At 50.0% G+C, this 16,270-nt stretch carries 22 protein-coding genes and 1 pseudogene; all 23 read right to left on the bottom strand.

The annotated features are described in order from the left end of the window. Positions 1-20: 20 nt before the first annotated feature. Positions 21-1,754 (bottom strand): carboxyl transferase domain-containing protein, encoded by a 1,734-nt coding sequence (locus ACHZBS_RS21160; protein WP_319408493.1) that lies wholly within the window; start codon positions 1,752-1,754, stop codon positions 21-23. Positions 1,755-1,786: 32 nt separating this feature from the next. After that, positions 1,787-2,182 (bottom strand): carboxymuconolactone decarboxylase family protein, encoded by a 396-nt coding sequence (locus ACHZBS_RS21155; RefSeq protein ID WP_319408492.1) that lies wholly within the window; start codon positions 2,180-2,182, stop codon positions 1,787-1,789. A gap of 163 nt (positions 2,183-2,345) precedes the next feature. Beyond that, positions 2,346-3,509: a glutaryl-CoA dehydrogenase Acd gene (acd, locus tag ACHZBS_RS21150; RefSeq protein ID WP_319407140.1), complete on the bottom strand. Its 1,164-nt coding sequence runs from the start codon at positions 3,507-3,509 to the stop codon at positions 2,346-2,348. A 363-nt stretch (positions 3,510-3,872) separates the two neighbouring features. Then, on the bottom strand, positions 3,873-5,165 hold the full coding sequence (locus ACHZBS_RS21145; protein WP_319408491.1) for a TRAP transporter large permease: 1,293 nt from the start codon (positions 5,163-5,165) through the stop codon (positions 3,873-3,875). A gap of 36 nt (positions 5,166-5,201) precedes the next feature. Continuing rightward, positions 5,202-5,705 (bottom strand): TRAP transporter small permease, encoded by a 504-nt coding sequence (locus ACHZBS_RS21140; RefSeq protein WP_319408490.1) that lies wholly within the window; start codon positions 5,703-5,705, stop codon positions 5,202-5,204. A gap of 88 nt (positions 5,706-5,793) precedes the next feature. Continuing rightward, a complete protein-coding gene (locus tag ACHZBS_RS21135; protein ID WP_319408489.1) occupies positions 5,794-6,876 on the bottom strand; it encodes a TRAP transporter substrate-binding protein in 1,083 nt (360 codons plus the stop codon). Positions 6,877-7,708: 832 nt separating this feature from the next. Next, positions 7,709-8,068, bottom strand: a pseudogene (gene rplQ / locus ACHZBS_RS21130) (50S ribosomal protein L17); the annotation flags it as partial. 8 nt (positions 8,069-8,076) lie between these two features. Next, entirely contained in the window at positions 8,077-9,096 is a 1,020-nt protein-coding gene (locus ACHZBS_RS21125) for a DNA-directed RNA polymerase subunit alpha (protein ID WP_394708017.1), read from the bottom strand. A 71-nt stretch (positions 9,097-9,167) separates the two neighbouring features. Continuing rightward, the gene (gene rpsD, locus ACHZBS_RS21120; RefSeq protein ID WP_319408487.1) at positions 9,168-9,797 is read right to left on the bottom strand and encodes a 30S ribosomal protein S4; all 630 of its coding nucleotides are present in this window, start codon (positions 9,795-9,797) and stop codon (positions 9,168-9,170) included. 68 nt (positions 9,798-9,865) lie between these two features. Beyond that, a complete protein-coding gene (gene rpsK / locus ACHZBS_RS21115) occupies positions 9,866-10,252 on the bottom strand; it encodes a 30S ribosomal protein S11 (RefSeq protein ID WP_319408486.1) in 387 nt (128 codons plus the stop codon). A gap of 25 nt (positions 10,253-10,277) precedes the next feature. Beyond that, complete coding sequence (gene rpsM / locus ACHZBS_RS21110; protein ID WP_319408485.1) at positions 10,278-10,658, bottom strand: 30S ribosomal protein S13; 381 nt, start codon at positions 10,656-10,658, stop codon at positions 10,278-10,280. 13 nt (positions 10,659-10,671) lie between these two features. After that, on the bottom strand, positions 10,672-10,785 hold the full coding sequence (gene rpmJ, locus ACHZBS_RS21105; RefSeq protein ID WP_083456323.1) for a 50S ribosomal protein L36: 114 nt from the start codon (positions 10,783-10,785) through the stop codon (positions 10,672-10,674). An 81-nt stretch (positions 10,786-10,866) separates the two neighbouring features. After that, on the bottom strand, positions 10,867-11,085 hold the full coding sequence (gene infA / locus ACHZBS_RS21100; RefSeq protein WP_155303848.1) for a translation initiation factor IF-1: 219 nt from the start codon (positions 11,083-11,085) through the stop codon (positions 10,867-10,869). A gap of 75 nt (positions 11,086-11,160) precedes the next feature. Further along, a complete protein-coding gene (gene secY / locus ACHZBS_RS21095; protein ID WP_319408484.1) occupies positions 11,161-12,471 on the bottom strand; it encodes a preprotein translocase subunit SecY in 1,311 nt (436 codons plus the stop codon). Between the two features lie 2 nt (positions 12,472-12,473). Continuing rightward, positions 12,474-12,914, bottom strand: coding sequence for a 50S ribosomal protein L15 (rplO, locus tag ACHZBS_RS21090; protein ID WP_319408483.1), 441 nt, complete (start codon positions 12,912-12,914; stop codon positions 12,474-12,476). A gap of 3 nt (positions 12,915-12,917) precedes the next feature. After that, positions 12,918-13,064, bottom strand: a complete 147-nt coding sequence (rpmD, locus tag ACHZBS_RS21085) for a 50S ribosomal protein L30 (RefSeq protein ID WP_394708048.1) — start codon at positions 13,062-13,064, stop codon at positions 12,918-12,920. 48 nt (positions 13,065-13,112) lie between these two features. Further along, positions 13,113-13,610 (bottom strand): 30S ribosomal protein S5, encoded by a 498-nt coding sequence (gene rpsE / locus ACHZBS_RS21080; RefSeq protein WP_319408481.1) that lies wholly within the window; start codon positions 13,608-13,610, stop codon positions 13,113-13,115. A 26-nt stretch (positions 13,611-13,636) separates the two neighbouring features. Then, positions 13,637-14,005 carry a 50S ribosomal protein L18 gene (gene rplR / locus ACHZBS_RS21075; RefSeq protein ID WP_319408480.1) on the bottom strand — a complete coding sequence of 123 codons (369 nt, stop codon included), beginning with the start codon at positions 14,003-14,005 and terminating at the stop codon, positions 13,637-13,639. Between the two features lie 65 nt (positions 14,006-14,070). Next, positions 14,071-14,610, bottom strand: a complete 540-nt coding sequence (gene rplF, locus ACHZBS_RS21070) for a 50S ribosomal protein L6 (RefSeq protein ID WP_319408479.1) — start codon at positions 14,608-14,610, stop codon at positions 14,071-14,073. A gap of 85 nt (positions 14,611-14,695) precedes the next feature. After that, positions 14,696-15,088, bottom strand: a complete 393-nt coding sequence (rpsH, locus tag ACHZBS_RS21065; protein WP_319408478.1) for a 30S ribosomal protein S8 — start codon at positions 15,086-15,088, stop codon at positions 14,696-14,698. Positions 15,089-15,133: 45 nt separating this feature from the next. Then, complete coding sequence (locus ACHZBS_RS21060; RefSeq protein WP_319408477.1) at positions 15,134-15,319, bottom strand: type Z 30S ribosomal protein S14; 186 nt, start codon at positions 15,317-15,319, stop codon at positions 15,134-15,136. Positions 15,320-15,347: 28 nt separating this feature from the next. Continuing rightward, positions 15,348-15,887, bottom strand: coding sequence for a 50S ribosomal protein L5 (gene rplE, locus ACHZBS_RS21055; protein ID WP_319408476.1), 540 nt, complete (start codon positions 15,885-15,887; stop codon positions 15,348-15,350). Between the two features lie 35 nt (positions 15,888-15,922). Continuing rightward, positions 15,923-16,252, bottom strand: coding sequence for a 50S ribosomal protein L24 (rplX, locus tag ACHZBS_RS21050; RefSeq protein ID WP_394708016.1), 330 nt, complete (start codon positions 16,250-16,252; stop codon positions 15,923-15,925). Positions 16,253-16,270 lie beyond the last annotated feature (18 nt).

Raw genomic sequence — 16,270 nt, 5'->3', positions numbered from 1 at the left:
TTTTTGCTGTTGAACGCCGGCTACCCTTTGATCACGCGGGGTGTCAGCATCTGGTGCTGGGGACAGATGGATTTGGGGTTCTGGTAGACACACCCGGCAAAGGCAGATAGGTAACGCCTGATTTCCGACATTTTGATCACCTCATCCACAAATCCCTTGCGCGCACAGTAGCTCGGCCGGGAATTGTCGTAATATTCCTGAGCCATCTGGTTCATCTTGTCTATAACCGGCTGCAGGGGTTTTCCGGCACTTTTCTCCTTAACCAGCCGTCGTGAGAAGCTCGCGGCGGCGGCGGTCTCTCCGTGCATCACGTAGATTTCCGTCGTCGGCACTCCTAACGTCAGAGCATTGTGGCGGTTGGCCGTAGGGCCACCCATCACATAATGGGCCGCGGCAGTGCCTTTGCGCAGCACCACCAGCAGTTGGGGAACGTCGGTGGACTGAATCGAGTAGATCAGCGACTGTCCCAGACCGAGCAATTCCGCCTTTTCGGCAATGTCACCCACGTCGATGCCGGAGGTGTCCTGGAACCAGATGATGGGCACCCGATCGCGGCCACACAGGGTGACGAACTCATTCATTTTGATCAATCCCTGGCGGTAAAGTTTGCCACCGATTCCTGGGTAATCGGCGTATTCAGGGTAGCCTTCTCCCAGCCATCCCTGGCGGTTGCCGATAATGCCCATCAGATAGCCGTCGATTTTGACCAGGCCGGTATAAACCTCAGGACCATAGCCGGGTTTAAATTCCATATGTTCGCTGCCGTCGACGATTCGGGCCAGCACCTGGTCGAAGTCGTAAATCTGTTTCTGGTTAAAGGGAATCAGGCTGTAAATGTCGTCAGCCGGGAAAAGGGGCGATTTGGGTTCAGCCACCCGGAAAAACTTGGGGTTGTAAGCTGGGATATCTTTCATGTAATCCTTGATGCCGTCGAGCACTTGGGACTCTTCCTCGTAGACATAGCGGAAAAAACCCGTTCCATCGTAATGGACGTCCACGGAACCCGGTGGTTTGGCTTTGAATTGTTTGGCCGCATTGATCAGGGCCTCTGCACCTTCTTCGTCAAAGAACCCTTTGGGCGACATACCGCTGAGGATGCCGCCACCGCCCACTGCCATGTTGCAGTCTTTGTGGGCGAACAGGACCGTCGGGCTGATGGCCTGGTATCCGCCACCGGCCGGATTGGTACCGTAAATGGCGGCCAAAATAGGAATGCCTTCCTGGTTCAATTCCGCATGGCGGAAGAAGGTGGTGCCACCACCGCGTCGATCGGCGTAGAATTTTTCCTGTTCCGTCAGTTTTACCCCGCTGCAATGGACCAACCAGACCAGGGGGATGTTCAGTCTCTTGGAAAGGTTGGTGACCCGGAGGATATTTTCATACTGTCCGGGCAGCCAGGCACCGGCCAGCACCTTGTTGTCAAAGCCGATGATCACGGCCCATTTCCCGGAAATTTTGCCGAGACCGTCCACGACGTTGGTGGTGCCCTCTTCGTTGTCCTCCGGATTGTAAAGGGTATGCAAAGGGCACCAAGTACCAGGGTCCACCAGATAGTTCAGCCGCTGCCACACCGTCATCTGTCCGCGGGCATTGATCTTTTCCTCCGAAAACCCGGCCTGTTTAACCTTCTCCACTTCCTTTTTCAGCTGAGCTTCAATTTCCCTGATCTGCTTGACATTCTCTTCAGCGCTCTTGATTTGTCCGGCGTTCATCTCTCGCCCGAAAACCGGCATTTTCTCAAAATACGGTCTCATGGTTTCACTCCCGAATCGGTTAAAAAGTTAATCTATTTTTCAGCGATAGGCCATTGGCCTTTTTCTTTCAAAACGTCCCTGAGCTCCTTTAACGCGGTGTTCACCGTGGGGATGCCGCCGTAGGTAAAGGTCTGAAAAATGACCTCGGCAATCTCCTGCGGAGTGCAGCCCACATTCAATGCGGCCTGAATGTGCAGCTTGAGTTCCTCCGGCCGCGATAGCACGGTCAGGACGGCCACCGTGATCAGCTGCCGCGTTGGATGAGGAATCTTTTCCCGGGCGTACAGCTTGCCGGTGATAAAAAGGGATAGATCCTTTCCCATATCCTTATCAAAGGCCCGCCACAATTCGAAGGGTTTTTCACCCTCGATCCCATTAAAGTAAAGTGCACCGGTCGTTTTTGTCTTTTCAACAATATCGTCGCTCACAGCATGAATTCCTTTCGACGTTTTATTCAGAAGTGGCAGATTAGGGTTCGGATCAAGGCCGCAGCGTTATTGAAACTGCAGGTGTAGCAGCGCTACGTCGAGGACATCAATAAAGTGAGAACGCAGAGCCGGGTCGCAAGATGCCATTTGTGGATGAAACGGATTAGCGGTTGGCCTTGCGATACCCCAGCTGGTCCAGGGCGATGATCCACTTGCAGATGTTGGCCGATCCCTCCACCATGTAATACGTCGGCGTGTCCCGGTAAAACCGCGCCACCGGGTACTCGGTCGAGTAGCCGTACGCCCCCAGGATGCGCATGGCATAGTTGGAGGCCTTGTTCACCGTCTCCCCGGCAAAGTACTTGGCCATGGCCACGTCCAGGCCGTTGTTCAACCGGCCCTGGTCCTTGGCCCAGGCCGCCTTGTATACCAACAGCCGCGACGCCTCGATCTCCGTGGCCATCTGGGCGATCATGTCCTGGTTCATCTGGTACTGCCCGATCGGCTTGCCGAACTGCTTGCGATCGTTGCAGTACTTGACGACCACGTCCAGGCACGCCTGGGCCACCCCCACGGCGCCGGCTGCCGCACTCAGCCGCGTCTGGTTCAACGACCCGAAAACGATCTTCGCCCCGTCGCCCGGCTTGCCCAGAATGTTTTCCTTGGGGACCTTCGTGTTGTCCAGAAACACTTCCCCGGTGGGCGACGAAAACGACCCCATCTTGTCCAGACGCGTGGTCTTGATGCCGTTGTAGTGCTTCGGCTCGATCACAAAGGCCGACAGCCCACGGGATCCGGCTTCCGGATCGGTGTAGGCATAGTAGATCAGCACGTCGGCCACGTCCGCGTTGGAAATCCAGGTCTTGGAACCGTTGATCAGCCAGTGATCCCCCTTGTCCACCGCCGTGGAGGTCATGGCCATGACGTCCGAACCCGCGTCCGGCTCGGTGATGCCAAACCCCCCGATCAGGTCGGCCGTGCACAACCCCGGAATGTACTTTTTCTTCAGCGCTTCCGTGCCGTAAGTGAAAATGGTGAAGGCGCAACCCAGCACCTGCATGTTCACCTGCACCCGCAACGAACTGGCCGCCCGCGCGATCTCCTCGGTCACAATCATCGCCGCCAGCCAGCCCATGTCCTCCCCCTCGTACTCCTCGGGTATCACCGTGCCGAAAAATCCCAGCTGACCCATGGGCTTGATGGCCTCCTCGTAGGGAAAGTAGTGATCCTTGTCCCACTGATCCGCGTTGGGGGCAATCCGCTTGCCGGCAAACTCACGCACCGCTTTGCGCAGCATCTCCAGTTCCTTGGTCAACTGAAAATCCATGGGGGCTCCTTTTTCCCGACATCGGCCAGCTGCCGGTCATCACATATCGGTTATGAAAAATTCTAAAATTGGATTGGAATTGACTTTAAAAAAAACCTACACAACAGAGCCTGTTTCAAAACGTCATAGTTCGGTCAAGATCAAGGCGGACGATCATTTCAACCGCCGGCGTAGCCGCGCTACGTTGAGGATTGAAATGTGAGCCCAACACCGATATTGGACGAAATGGGGCGTTTTGAAATTGGCTCAACAGTTTATTTTTATAACAAACAATCCTCTTCCATACAAATCCAGGAAAACAGGAAAGCCTTCGGATGATTGAATCGCGAAGGCTTTATTGCATCCTGATGACAGTCATGGGCTTTAATTGAACCCCATCGTTCTGGGGAACCACAAAACCACATCAGGAAGGAATGTAATCAACAAGAGAACAAAGATCTGAATGGCGATAAAGGGCAGCACCGCCTTGGATACATAAATCAGATCCCGGTTGGCGATAGCTCCGGTGATATACAAACTGACGCCCATGGGGGGCGTGCAGTAACCGATGGCCAGGTTGACTGTCATGATCAGCCCGAAATGCATCCAGTTGATGTTGAATGCATCCAGCATCGGCAGGAACACCGGCCCAAGAATCATGGTGGCAGAGATAATGTCCATGAACATGCCCACGATCAGCAGCATGGCGTTCATGGCAATGAGAAAGATCACCGGGGAAGTAATGGCCGAAAGCACCGCCTCGGTAATCCTACCGGGAATGCTTTCGAGTGTCAGCAGCCGTCCGAAACAGGTGGCACCGGCGACGATGATCAACAGCGTGGCCGACGTGACTGCGGAATTGATCGTAATCTGTTTGACCTGGCTGAACTTCATGGATCGATGGATAAGCAACTCCACGATGAAGGCGTATACACAGGCCACCACCGCCGCTTCGTTGGCGGTAAACGCTCCCGAAAAAATACCGCCAAAGATTATTACCGGCAACATCAACGACCAGAAGCCCTCCTTGAACACGGCAATGGTTTCCTTGAAGGACGGAATCGGCAGGCGTACGATCTCTTTTTTATTGCGAAAGAAAAAATAGGAATAGAGGCAAACCAGAAACATAATCAGCACGCCGGGCAGAAAGCCCGTAAGAAAAAGCCCCTCCAATGATACATTGCTGATCATGGAGAAAAGAATCATGCCGATACTCGGCGGGATAATCACACCCAGGTTGGGAGATGTGGTCATCAAGCCGAGTGTATATTTTTCCGGATATCCGTTTTCCAGCAGTGCGGGGATCATGAATCCGCCTAATGCCACCACGGTTGCCACAGTAGAACCCGATATGGCGCCGAAAAGTCCGCAGGCCAAAACACCCGCCATACCGAGGCCGCCCGGCAGCCAACTGACCATCGCGTTGGCCATCTTGATCAGTTTTTCGACAATGGACCCGGCCGTCATGATGTTGCCGCACAAAATAAAAAAAAGCACTACGACCAGGGCAAAATTGTCCATGCTCCGGAAGATAGTTTGAAACAGCAAGAGGACGGGAATATCGGTAAAAAAGAGGAATCCGAGGACGGCCGTAAAAAATAAGCACATGAAAACGGGGATGTAAGTGGCCATCCCCCCCAACAGAATCAACAGGATGATCACGTCGCTCAACTGCATGAAAGGAGTTCTCCTTGTCTTTCCATTCGAATTGGCTCAGGTGGTTTTTGTTTCCGCTTTGGATTGATTGAAATCCTGATACATGACCTGCAGGGTTCGAATAAACATCAACACACCGGTCAAAGGCAAAATTGCATACAGATAGACCAGAGGAATCTGAAGAATCAGCGTCTTTTGAAAAGTTCTGGCCTGCATGGCGGCCATTTGCCATCCGTAGACCATCATCATTACCGAAAAGATAAGGATCACCGTGTTGCTGAAATAGGTCAACAATGTTTTCAGTTTTGGGAACAACTGCACCGACGCATCAATTTTAATCATTGAACGGTTCTTGACCGCGGCGCAGCATCCGATAAAAGTGGTATAGATAATCACTTCACGAACCAGTTCCTCGGACCAAGCCAGGGTATAGTTGAACCCGTAGCGGAGCACCACATTGAAAAAAAGGGCAACCAAGGCAACGATAACACTGATAAAAAGCGTCCAGTCTTCGAAAAAGGTCAGCACCTTATCCAGCACGTTAAGCGTCTTGCCAGTCATCAACGGTCCTTTGCAATAGCTTTATAGACAAAAGGGGGTTTCATCATTGGAAACCCCCTTTTGTCAAGATGTGATTTTCATGGAAGACTTATTTGTTGTAACCAATGAAGCCCTGAACCTCTTCCAGGAAATTGACCGGCCGATAGGTATCGCCCGGATAGAGTTTGTTTATTTCCGCGGCGAAGGTTTGGTGCGTCTTGTCACCTTCCGCTTTCAGCGTTGCCATATCTGCATCCGAAAGCTTGAAAAACTCTATGCCGGCTGCCTTGGCCTTGGCGATCTCATCAGCTTCCTGCTTAACGGTTTCGACCCGGATTTTGGCGCAGACATCGTGCACGGTTTCCTTGAACGTTTTCTGCAGATCCGCAGGCAGGCTGTTGAACCAAGCCTTATTGAAAATCCAAATAAAGAGGCCCTGGGCATAATTCAACTGGGTGAAATATTTGGCCACTTCGAATTTTTTGGTGATATTGCAGACCATCGGCGTGTGATCGAGTCCGTCGATGACCCCCTGTTTCAATGCCACCGGCACATCGGGCCATGGCATCACCACGGGATTGAACCCCCAGTTCTTATAATTGAGCTGATTGACGGCCGCTTCAGCGATCCTGAATTTGACTTTTTTGGCGTCGGCAATCGATTTCACTGGTGTGGTGGTAGCCCATCCATAGTTGCCGTAGCCGGTGATGTCCAGCCCCATGATCCCCTGATGATCCATGGCCATCATGAAATGATCGAAAAGTTGCCCGCTTCCTGTAAATTTATCTAATTTATCAAACGAGTTAATCAGAAAGGGGAGATTGACCAAGCCGAAGCGCGGTCCCAGGTTGGTGGCGGCAACTGAACTGACACCCATGCCCTGGATGGCACCCATCTGCAGCTGGTTTAAGACCTCGACTTCACCGCCCAGCATGGAAAAGGGCTTGAAATCAAGATAGATCTGACCGTTGGTGCGCTTCCACAGCTCGTCGCGCATGGCAAACCCGGCGTAGACGCCCTTGATCACGGGATGCGACACATTGGAAACGATACATTTGTATTTTGCACCGGACGGATCGAAATTGGGTTTCCACGCATCCAAAGACGGTCCAGCTGCCAAAACAGGGCTGATCCACATACCAATAACCACCAATGTCACCCATACCCACTTCTCTGTTTTCTTAAAAATCATCCGGCCCCTCCTTTTGTTCCCCCGCTGTTAAAAAAAGACCTATGCCAAGCTACATACCAGCTACTTAACAGCTACTAATTTTTTAAGTCAAGCAAAATTTTTAAAGCGGATTCAGCAAATGAAATCCAATACTGCTACCAAAAAAATAGTTGATGGTCCATGGCCAATTCGCATCATGGGATCAGACGTCTTGTCATTCTCAAGCAATGATCGAGAATGGAGCGCTATCACTAAATAAAAAATGAAATTTCAAGTTAATGTATTTAGAATGGATCCAATCCGTGATCGTCAGACCGGGGGCTTGTTTAAGCGCGAAGATTCCCCCGGCAGGCCGCGGTGAATCTTCGCCGAAAGCATGCAATCGGAATAAATTTCGATTGCTGGCTCTGCCGCAGCAGAACCGGGACCGCGCTTGGCGGGAAGCCGTTCAAAAGTTAAATAGATCACCGGACGGTATAACCCGACTGAAGCCCTGAACATTTTTATAGAAACATTGGGGAAAAGTCAAAGAATTAAATTAATGAGAAAAAAAGGCCCTGATAAATCAGGGCCTTTTGAAGTAACGAGCAATTTGCGGTTTCGATTATTTGTCGGTTACGCCGAGGTCGGCGGAGGTCTTGGAATCCTTTTGGGCGGTGTCATCCGCCCCGGTGTCCTCCGATTCAGTGTCAACCGCCGCCGAATTGAGGTCAGCAATTTCTTCCAGACCATCATCAGCAACCGTTTCCGCTGTTTCGCTGACCGCCGGTTCAGTCTGTGTCGATCGGGTGTCAGCGACTGCAGGCTTGTTCTCGGCTTTCATCTTCTTCTTTTTTGTCGGGGTCTTTTTTGAGACATCTGAACTGACCAGTTCGACAAGGGTCATGGCCGCTGCATCACCCGGCCGTCGGCCGATTTTAACGATTCGCGTATACCCGCCGTTGATTGATCCGAACCGTTCGGACGCCTCTTCAAAAATCTTATGGACGACATCTTTTTCACGAACGATGGACATGGCCATGCGCCTGGCATGAAGGTCGCCCCGCTTAGCCAGTGTCACGATATGGTCGGCCCATCTGCGAAGCTCCTTGGCCTTGGCATCGGTAGTTTTAATGCGGTCGTGCTTGAGCAGCGAGGTCACCATATTTCTGAACATCGCCTGTCTGTGGCTCGTGGTCCGATTGAGTTTTACACCGCTTTTTCTATGTCTCATTGGAACGTTTACTCCCCTTCTTCGACGGATTCTTCAGGCGGGACAAAGCTGTCGATTTTCATTCCCAACGAGAGCCCCATTTCAGACAAAACTTCCTTAATCTCGTTAAGTGATTTCCGGCCGAAATTTTTAGTTTTGAGCATCTCGTTCTCAGTTTTCTGAACAAGTTGGTAAATTTTCAGAATCTCCGCATTTTTTAGGCAATTCGCACTTCTCACCGACAGTTCGAGTTCTTCGACGCTTCGATAAAGATTGTCATTGAATGCTGGTTTTTCCGACTCATCTTCACTGCCATCATGCTGCGGCTCGGCATCTTCATCGAAATTGATAAAAATGCTAAGCTGTTCTTTAAGAATTTTTGAGCTAAAAGCAACCGCATCCTCAGGAGCGACACTGCCATCGGTCCACACTTCCAGTGTCAGTTTATCATAATCCGTGCGTTGCCCGACACGCGCATTGCCCACGACGTAATTGACTCGTTTAACCGGTGAAAAGACGGCGTCGATGGGGATCGTGCCGATCGGTGCGTCCTCATCCTTGTTCGCCTCTGCAAGAGAGTACCCTTTTCCCGCCTTGACCACCATGGTCATTTTCAAACTCCCGTCCCCAGCCAGGCTCGCAATATGCTGTTCGGGATTTAGGATCTCCACGTGGCCGTCATCGCTGGTAATGTCGCCTGCAGTGACAATACCCTCGCCGGATTTTTCGATTCGAATGGTTCGCGGGCTGGCGTCGTCCATCTTAAGCCGAACCTCTTTAAGGTTCAAAATAATCTCGGATACATCCTCATTAACACCGGGAATTACACTGAACTCATGTTCTACAGATTCGAACCGAACGGATACGATGGCAGCACCGTAGAGAGAAGAAAGAATGGTTCTTCTCAAAGAATTTCCTAGGGTTATACCAAACCCTCTTTCCAACGGTTCGCATACAAACTTGCCATATGCTTCGGTGCTGGTAACGCGAACTTTGTCAGATTTAATCATCTCACGCCAGTTCATGTACATAAGTTCGTTTTTAACCATTACATTTCTCCAAGAGGATTTAAAATCAATGCAGTCATGTTTCTCAAAAAGGTTCGGGCTAAACGATCCTGTTACTTGGAGTAAAGCTCGACAATGAGTTGTTCCTGCATCGGTAGAGTAAGGTCTTCGCGAACCGGGAAGCTTTTGATTTCGCCCTTGAACTTCTCTTTTTCAACGGCAATCCACTGTGGCAATCCTCTTCGAATCACCGCGTCCAGAGAATCGACGATGGCTTGAACCTTTCTGCTTTTTTCAGCCACCTCTACCGTGTCGCCGACTTTAACCAAGTAGGAAGGGATATTGACACGTTTTCCGTTGACCATAAAGTGGTTGTGCCGCACAAAATGGCGTCCTTGCGTTCGGGAGTTGGCAAATCCGAGACGATACACCACATTGTCCAAACGCCGTTCGAGAAGGACAAGCAAGTTGGTGCCGGTGATGCCTTTTTTACTGTCGGCTTTCTCGAAAAATAACCGGAACTGCTTTTCGGACAGTCCATAGGTGTTTTTGACTTTCTGCTTCTCACGAAGCTGAATGCCGTAGTCCGAGGGTTTGCCGCGTCTCCGCTGCCCATGCTGTCCGGGAGCGTAACCTCTCCGGTCAAATGCGCATTTATCAGAATAGCAGCGGTCTCCCTTTAAAAATAATTTCATATTTTCACGTCGGCATATTCTGCAGACGGATCCTCTATATCGTGCCAATTCGTCCTCCTTTTAAACCAGACCGTAGCGTGGCGTGTTGCGTATATCTAAAATAGACGGAAAACTGCTTACACCCGTCTTCTTTTGGGTGGCCGGCAACCATTATGGGGAATAGGGGTAACATCCTTGATCATAAGGACATTAAACCCCGCAGCCTGAAGGGCACGAAGTGCAGATTCCCGGCCGGAGCCCGGCCCCTTAACATATACCTCAACACTTTTCATCCCATGTTCCATGGCTTTTTTAGCAGCATCCTCCGCGGTTAACTGGGCGGCGAATGGCGTGCTCTTTCTCGATCCCTTAAATCCATGAACGCCTGCGCTGGACCATGAGACCACGTTTCCCATGGAGTCGGTGATCGTAACGATAGTGTTGTTGAACGTGGACTGAATATGAACAACTCCACTGGAGATGTTCTTTCTTTCCTTTTTTTTCGTCTTGGTTTTTTTAGGCATTTATTTATCCCTGACAGATGATGGATTACTTTTTAGCGGCGCTCTTTTTCTTAATGGCGGACCGTTTAGGGCCTTTTCGTGTTCTGGCGTTAGTGCTGGTCCGCTGGCCATGTACCGGCAGGGATCGTCTATGCCTGAGGCCTCGGTAACAGCCCAGGTCCATAAGCCGTTTGATGTTCATGGAAACTTCTGTTCGAAGCTCCCCTTCTACTTTGAATTCGTTATCGATTACCTTACGAATGCTGTTGATTTCAGCTTCGGAAAGATCGTCTGTATTGGTATTCGGATCGATTTTCAGCTTGCTGAGGATCCGATTGGAAACGGTTCTTCCGATACCATAAATATAGGTCAGTCCGATTTCTATCCGTTTACGTCTAGGTAAATCTACACCAGCGATTCTTGCCAAAGTTCAACCTCCTCTAACCTTGCCTCTGTTTGTGTCTCTTGTTCTCGCAGATAACCCGAACGGTTCCTTTTCGCTTGATGATTTTGCACTTGCTGCAAATCTTCCTAACGGATGCTCTGACCTTCATTATTGACTCCTTCGTACCGCAGGGCAAATGGGTTGTTCGCTATTGCCGGTTTGCCGTTCCTGGAATGCGTACCCTTGCCTGCTATTTTGAGCGATAAGTGATTCTTCCTCTTGACAGATCATAGGGAGAAAGCTCCACCGTGACCTTGTCTCCAGGTAAGATCTTAATAAAATGCATTCTCATTTTGCCGGAGATGTGCGCCAAGACCTGGTGTTTGTTTTCCAACTCGACCTTGAACATCGCATTCGGCAAAGTTTCTAAAACAATGCCTTCAACTTTGATGGCCTCTTCCTTGGGCATTCCAATCTCCTGCATTTGGCGTTCTAGTTGTGGATCGGTTTAATATCTGGGTTCACAATATCCGCAAGGTAAGTGTCATCGCCTTCCACGAATGCCACCCTTTTTTAAAAATCCCTCGTAATGACGGGTGAGCATATGCGATTCCATCTGCGCCACCGTATCAATCGCCACACCTACGACAATCAATAATGCCGTTCCTCCAAAATAGAAAGGCACGTTAAAGCGGGTAATCAAAATAGAGGGGAGCACACATACCGCCGACACATAAATGGCACCGCCAAGGGTGATCCGCGTCAACACGCGGTCGATGTAGTCGGCTGTGCGCTTCCCTGGCCGAATGCCGGGGATGTAGCCGCCATTTTTTTTCATGTTGTCAGCCACATCCACTGGATTAAAGGTCACCGCCGTGTAGAAGTAACAGAAAAAAAAGATGAAGCCGACATACAACAGCTCGTAGAACAAGTTGCCTGGCCGCATCGCATCGGCAATCGCCTTCATCCAGGGAATCGTAATGAAACTGGCGATGGTAGCCGGAAACATGATGATCGACGATGCAAAAATCGGTGGAATAACCCCCGACGTGTTGATTTTGAGCGGCAGGTGCGTGTTCTGTCCACCATACATGCGTCGACCGACCACCCGTTTGGCATACTGTACCGGAATACGCCGTTGCCCCTGCTCAACAAAAATAATAAAGCCGACGACCAGGATCATGAGCACTATCAGAATGACGATGGCGAAAATATTCATTTCACCTGTCGACATCAGACGGAAAGTATTCATGATTGCGGCTGGCATGCGTGCGACAATGCCGGCGAAGATGATCAAAGAAATCCCGTTCCCGATACCTCTTTCAGTAATCTGCTCTCCAAGCCACATGATAAACGCGGTTCCAGCGGTCAGCGTCAGTACCGTCAGAATCCGGAAACCCCATCCGGGGAACATTACAATGGGGGCACCGCCAGGGGAAGTCATGCTTTCCAGTCCGATACTGATGCCTATCCCTTGGATAATACTCAATACAACCGTGCCGTAGCGGGTGTACTGGGTGATTTTTTTCCTGCCCTGTTCGCCTTCATTTTTCAGTTGCTCAAGATGGGGGATAACCACAGTCAACAGTTGCAGAATAATGGAGGCGCTGATGTATGGCATAATACCCAGAGCGAATACGGAAAGCCGTTCTAACGCACCACCGGAAAACATGTTAAAAACACCGAAGATGGTTCCTTCCATTTTCGCAAAGAATGAAGCCAGAGCATCGGTATCGATTCCGGGCGTCGGTACGTGAACGCCGATTCTGTAAACGAAAAGCAGGGCTAACGTATACAGAATGCGCTTTTTGAGTTCGGGGATTTTGAAAATGTTTCCGAATCCGCTGCCAACCATGTTCAGATAACCTCTATCTTTCCGCCGGCAGCTTCAATTTTCTGTCTGGCGCTTTCACTGATACTGTTGATCCGAACCGTTACGGGAACGGTTACGTCCCCTTTCCCCAACAGTTTAATGCCATCTCGATCGCCTTTAACCAGGCCGCTTTTGATCAAGACCACTTCATCGACAACCGACTGGGATTCAAATCGATTCAAATCCTGGACGTTGACGATGGCAAATGTCTTTTTAAAAGGATTTTTGAACCCTCTTTTGGGCAAACGGCGATGAATCGGCATCTGACCGCCTTCATAACCGGGTCTTACGCCGCCGCCGGAACGACAATTCTGACCTTTGCTCCCCTTGCCGGCAGTTTTTCCGGATCCTGAGCCTACGCCGCGCCCAACCCGCTTTCTTGTTTTTCGCTGCCCCTTCTCAGGTGCCAAATCGTTGAGTCTCATCGATTATTTCTCCTCGGCAACCACCAGGTGGGATACCTTTTGAACCATTCCTCTCACGGAAGGGGTGTTTTGCAATTCAACGGTTCGATTAAGCTTGGTAAGGCCCATTCCCCGAAGAACATTCCGGTGTTTTTCAGGTCGTCCTATCATGCTTTTTACCAACGTGATTTTCAGCATTCCACTCATCGTTCGTTTTCCTTATTTTAAATCTTGGACTTTGAGTCCACGTCTGGCGGCCACCGACTCGATACTTTCCAGCTGTTTCAGACCATCAACGGTGGCCTTGACGACATTATGAGGGTTGTTGGTACCCATACACTTGGTTAAGATGTTCTGCACGCCCACAGCTTCGAGCACAGCCCGCACAGCGCCACCAGCGATGACGCCGGTACCCTCGGAGGCCGGTTTCAACATCACGCGGCCCGCGCCGAATCGGCCCACTACTTTGAAGGGAAGCGTTCCTTCGGTCAGCGGGACCTTAACCATTGTCTTTTTAGCCTTTTCAACGCCTTTTCTTATGGCTTCAGGAACTTCACCCGCTTTCCCGAGACCATATCCGACACTTCCCTCTCCGTCGCCGACAACGACAATGGCGCTGAAGCTGAAGCGACGACCACCCTTGACCACCTTAGCCACGCGGCTGATGTGTACCACTTTATCGATCAGTTGGTTTTCATCTGTATCTTGCTTAAACAAAGGTCTGCCTCCTTAACTGGTGATTACTAAAAATCCAAACCCGCTTCCCGGGCTCCGTCGGATAAGGCTTTGATGCGTCCATGATACAGAAAACCGTTTCGATCGAAAACGACCTTTTTAACGCCCTTGTCCATGGCTCGCTGGGCAAGCAGCTTTCCTGTGAAAACCGCCTTGGCGACTTTGCTTTCGAACGGTGGCTGATCTTTCACCGATTTTTCGTTGCTGCTGGCAGCCACGATGGTTCTTCCGGTGGTGTCATCGACAATCTGGCCGTAAATGTGTTTGGCACTTCTAAAAACCGATAGCCTGGGTCTTTCAACCGTGCTGATTATTTTTTTGCTGATCCTTTTTTTACGTTTCAGCCAAATTTTCTTTTTTTCGTTTGTTGAACCCATTTCCCATTCCTTTTTTAGCCGCCGTGCATCGGTTGGTTACCTAAGGCAACACTGCGCCGTGATATTTATTTGGTGCCGGTTTTTCCGGCCTTTCGATGAATGTACTCTTCGGCGTATTTGACACCCTTGCCCTTGTAAGGCTCCGGCTTTCTCAATTTTCGTATGGATGCGGCGGTCTGTCCGACTTTTTCCTTATCAATGCCGGTGAGTTTGATGACATTGTTTTTATCGACCGTAGCATCAACGCCTTCAGGTAAAGGGAAATCAATGGGATGAGAGTATCCCAAGTTCAAAACGATTGAGTTCCCCTTCATTTCAGCCCGATAGCCTATCCCATTGATCTCTAACGTTCTCTCGAATCCTTTGCTGACGCCATCCACCATGTTGGCCACAAGGCTGCGGGTCAGTCCCTGAAGAGACCGGGTTTTTCGATCTTCCTGATCGATGGTCACAGAAATAGTTTTCTCCGTTATTGCCAGATCGACCGCAGGGTGGAGGGTTCGGGTCAATGTTCCCTTCTCCCCCTTGACCACCAGTTCGCGGTCTTTGTAGTCAATTTTGGTTTTACCGGGAAGATTGATTATTTTCTTGCCTACTCGAGACATTTATCGCACCTCTTGTTTTACATCCTGTCAACAACCAGGGTTAGTTCCGGATCAGGAGCAGCTTTTGCCCTTATGACGTGGCATTTTACCAGAGGGTGCAAAGCACTTCGCCGCCGATGTTTTTTTCTCTTGCCGCCTTGTCGGTCATCACTCCCTGCGAGGTAGACATGACGGCGATTCCCAGACCGTTATAAATAGGCACCACAGCGTTGGCGTTGAGATAAGTCCTTCGACTAGGCTTGCTGATCCGTTCAATGTTGATAATGGTATGTTTCTGAGCACCCGTGTACTTAAGATGGATCCGAAGGATGCCCTGCTTTCCATCATTGATGAACTTGAAGTTTCGTATATAGCCCGATTCTTTAAGAACCCTGGCGATTTCTGTTTTTATTTTGGATCCGGGAATGTCAACACTGTTGTGTTTCGCTTTCCCGGCGTTCCTGATGCGGGTTAACATATCGGCTATTGGATCGCTCATCGCTGTTTCCCTACGCTAATTAGTTATTCGATTTTCAATTGGTGATTACCAACTGGACTTAACCACGCCAGGGAGTCTTCCCTGGGAAGCCAGGTTACGGAAGCAGATTCGGCAAATGCCAAACTTTCGGATGAATGCCCGAGGCCTTCCGCATATGGGACATCGATTGTATGCCCGTACGCTGAATTTCGGTTTCCTTTTTACCTTTTCTCTGAGTGATGTCTTCGCCACTGCTTTCTCCTTGTAACCACCGGGCTTGTTAATTCTTAAAAGGCATTCCCATCAACTTGAGGAGTTCTTTTCCCTCTTCATTACTTTTGGCCGTTGTCACAATGCTGACGTTCAAGCCTTTAATTTTGTCAATCTTGTCATATTCGATTTCAGGAAAGATCAACTGTTCCTTGACACCAAGCGAATAATTCCCGGCTCCGTCGAAGGCCTTGCCGGAGATGCCTCTGAAATCCCTAACGCGAGGCAGCGCCACATTGACCAGTTTGTCGAGAAAATCGTACATTCGTTTCTTGCGGAGCGTGACCATACAGCCGATAGGCATACCTTCACGCAGCTTGAACGAAGCGATGGACTTTTTGGCCCGCGTGACCACCGGCTGCTGGCCGGAGATCAGCTTAAGTTCCTCTACGGCCGAATCAATGATTTTGATATTGTGGATGGCCTCACCCAGTCCCATGTTAATCACGATCTTTTGGATTTTAGGAATCTGCATGGGGTTGGTGTAATTAAACTTTTCCTTGAGTTTAGGCACCACCGTCTCATCGTAGTAAGTTTTGAGCTGTGACATTTCTTTTCCTCCGAGAGCCTCCCGTTTAGCCGGCCCTATGCATCTATAATTTCGCTGCATTTTCTGCAGATGCGGACCTTCTTGCCATCGTCCAGGGTTTTGGTTTTTACCCTTACGGGTTCAATGCACTTGTTGCACATCAACATAACATTGGACCAGTGGATCAGTGCTTCGCTCTCGAGGATTCCACCCTGTCTGTTCTGAGCGTTAGGCTTGGTATGCCGCTTGACGACATTGATATTCTCGACGAGTAGCCGGTTTTTTTTCCCGCTGACCTTGAGAACCTTTCCGACCTTGCCTTTATCTTTGCCGGCGATGACCTTAACCTTGTCATCTTTCTTAATTTTAATTGAGTCTCTGATCATTTCGTTTTCTCCACGAAG

Source organism: uncultured Desulfosarcina sp., from assembly GCF_963664155.2.
Lineage (GTDB): Bacteria > Desulfobacterota > Desulfobacteria > Desulfobacterales > Desulfosarcinaceae > Desulfosarcina.
The sequence above is the reverse complement of the archived record's forward strand: the minus strand, read 5'-3'. Positions and strand labels throughout refer to the sequence as shown.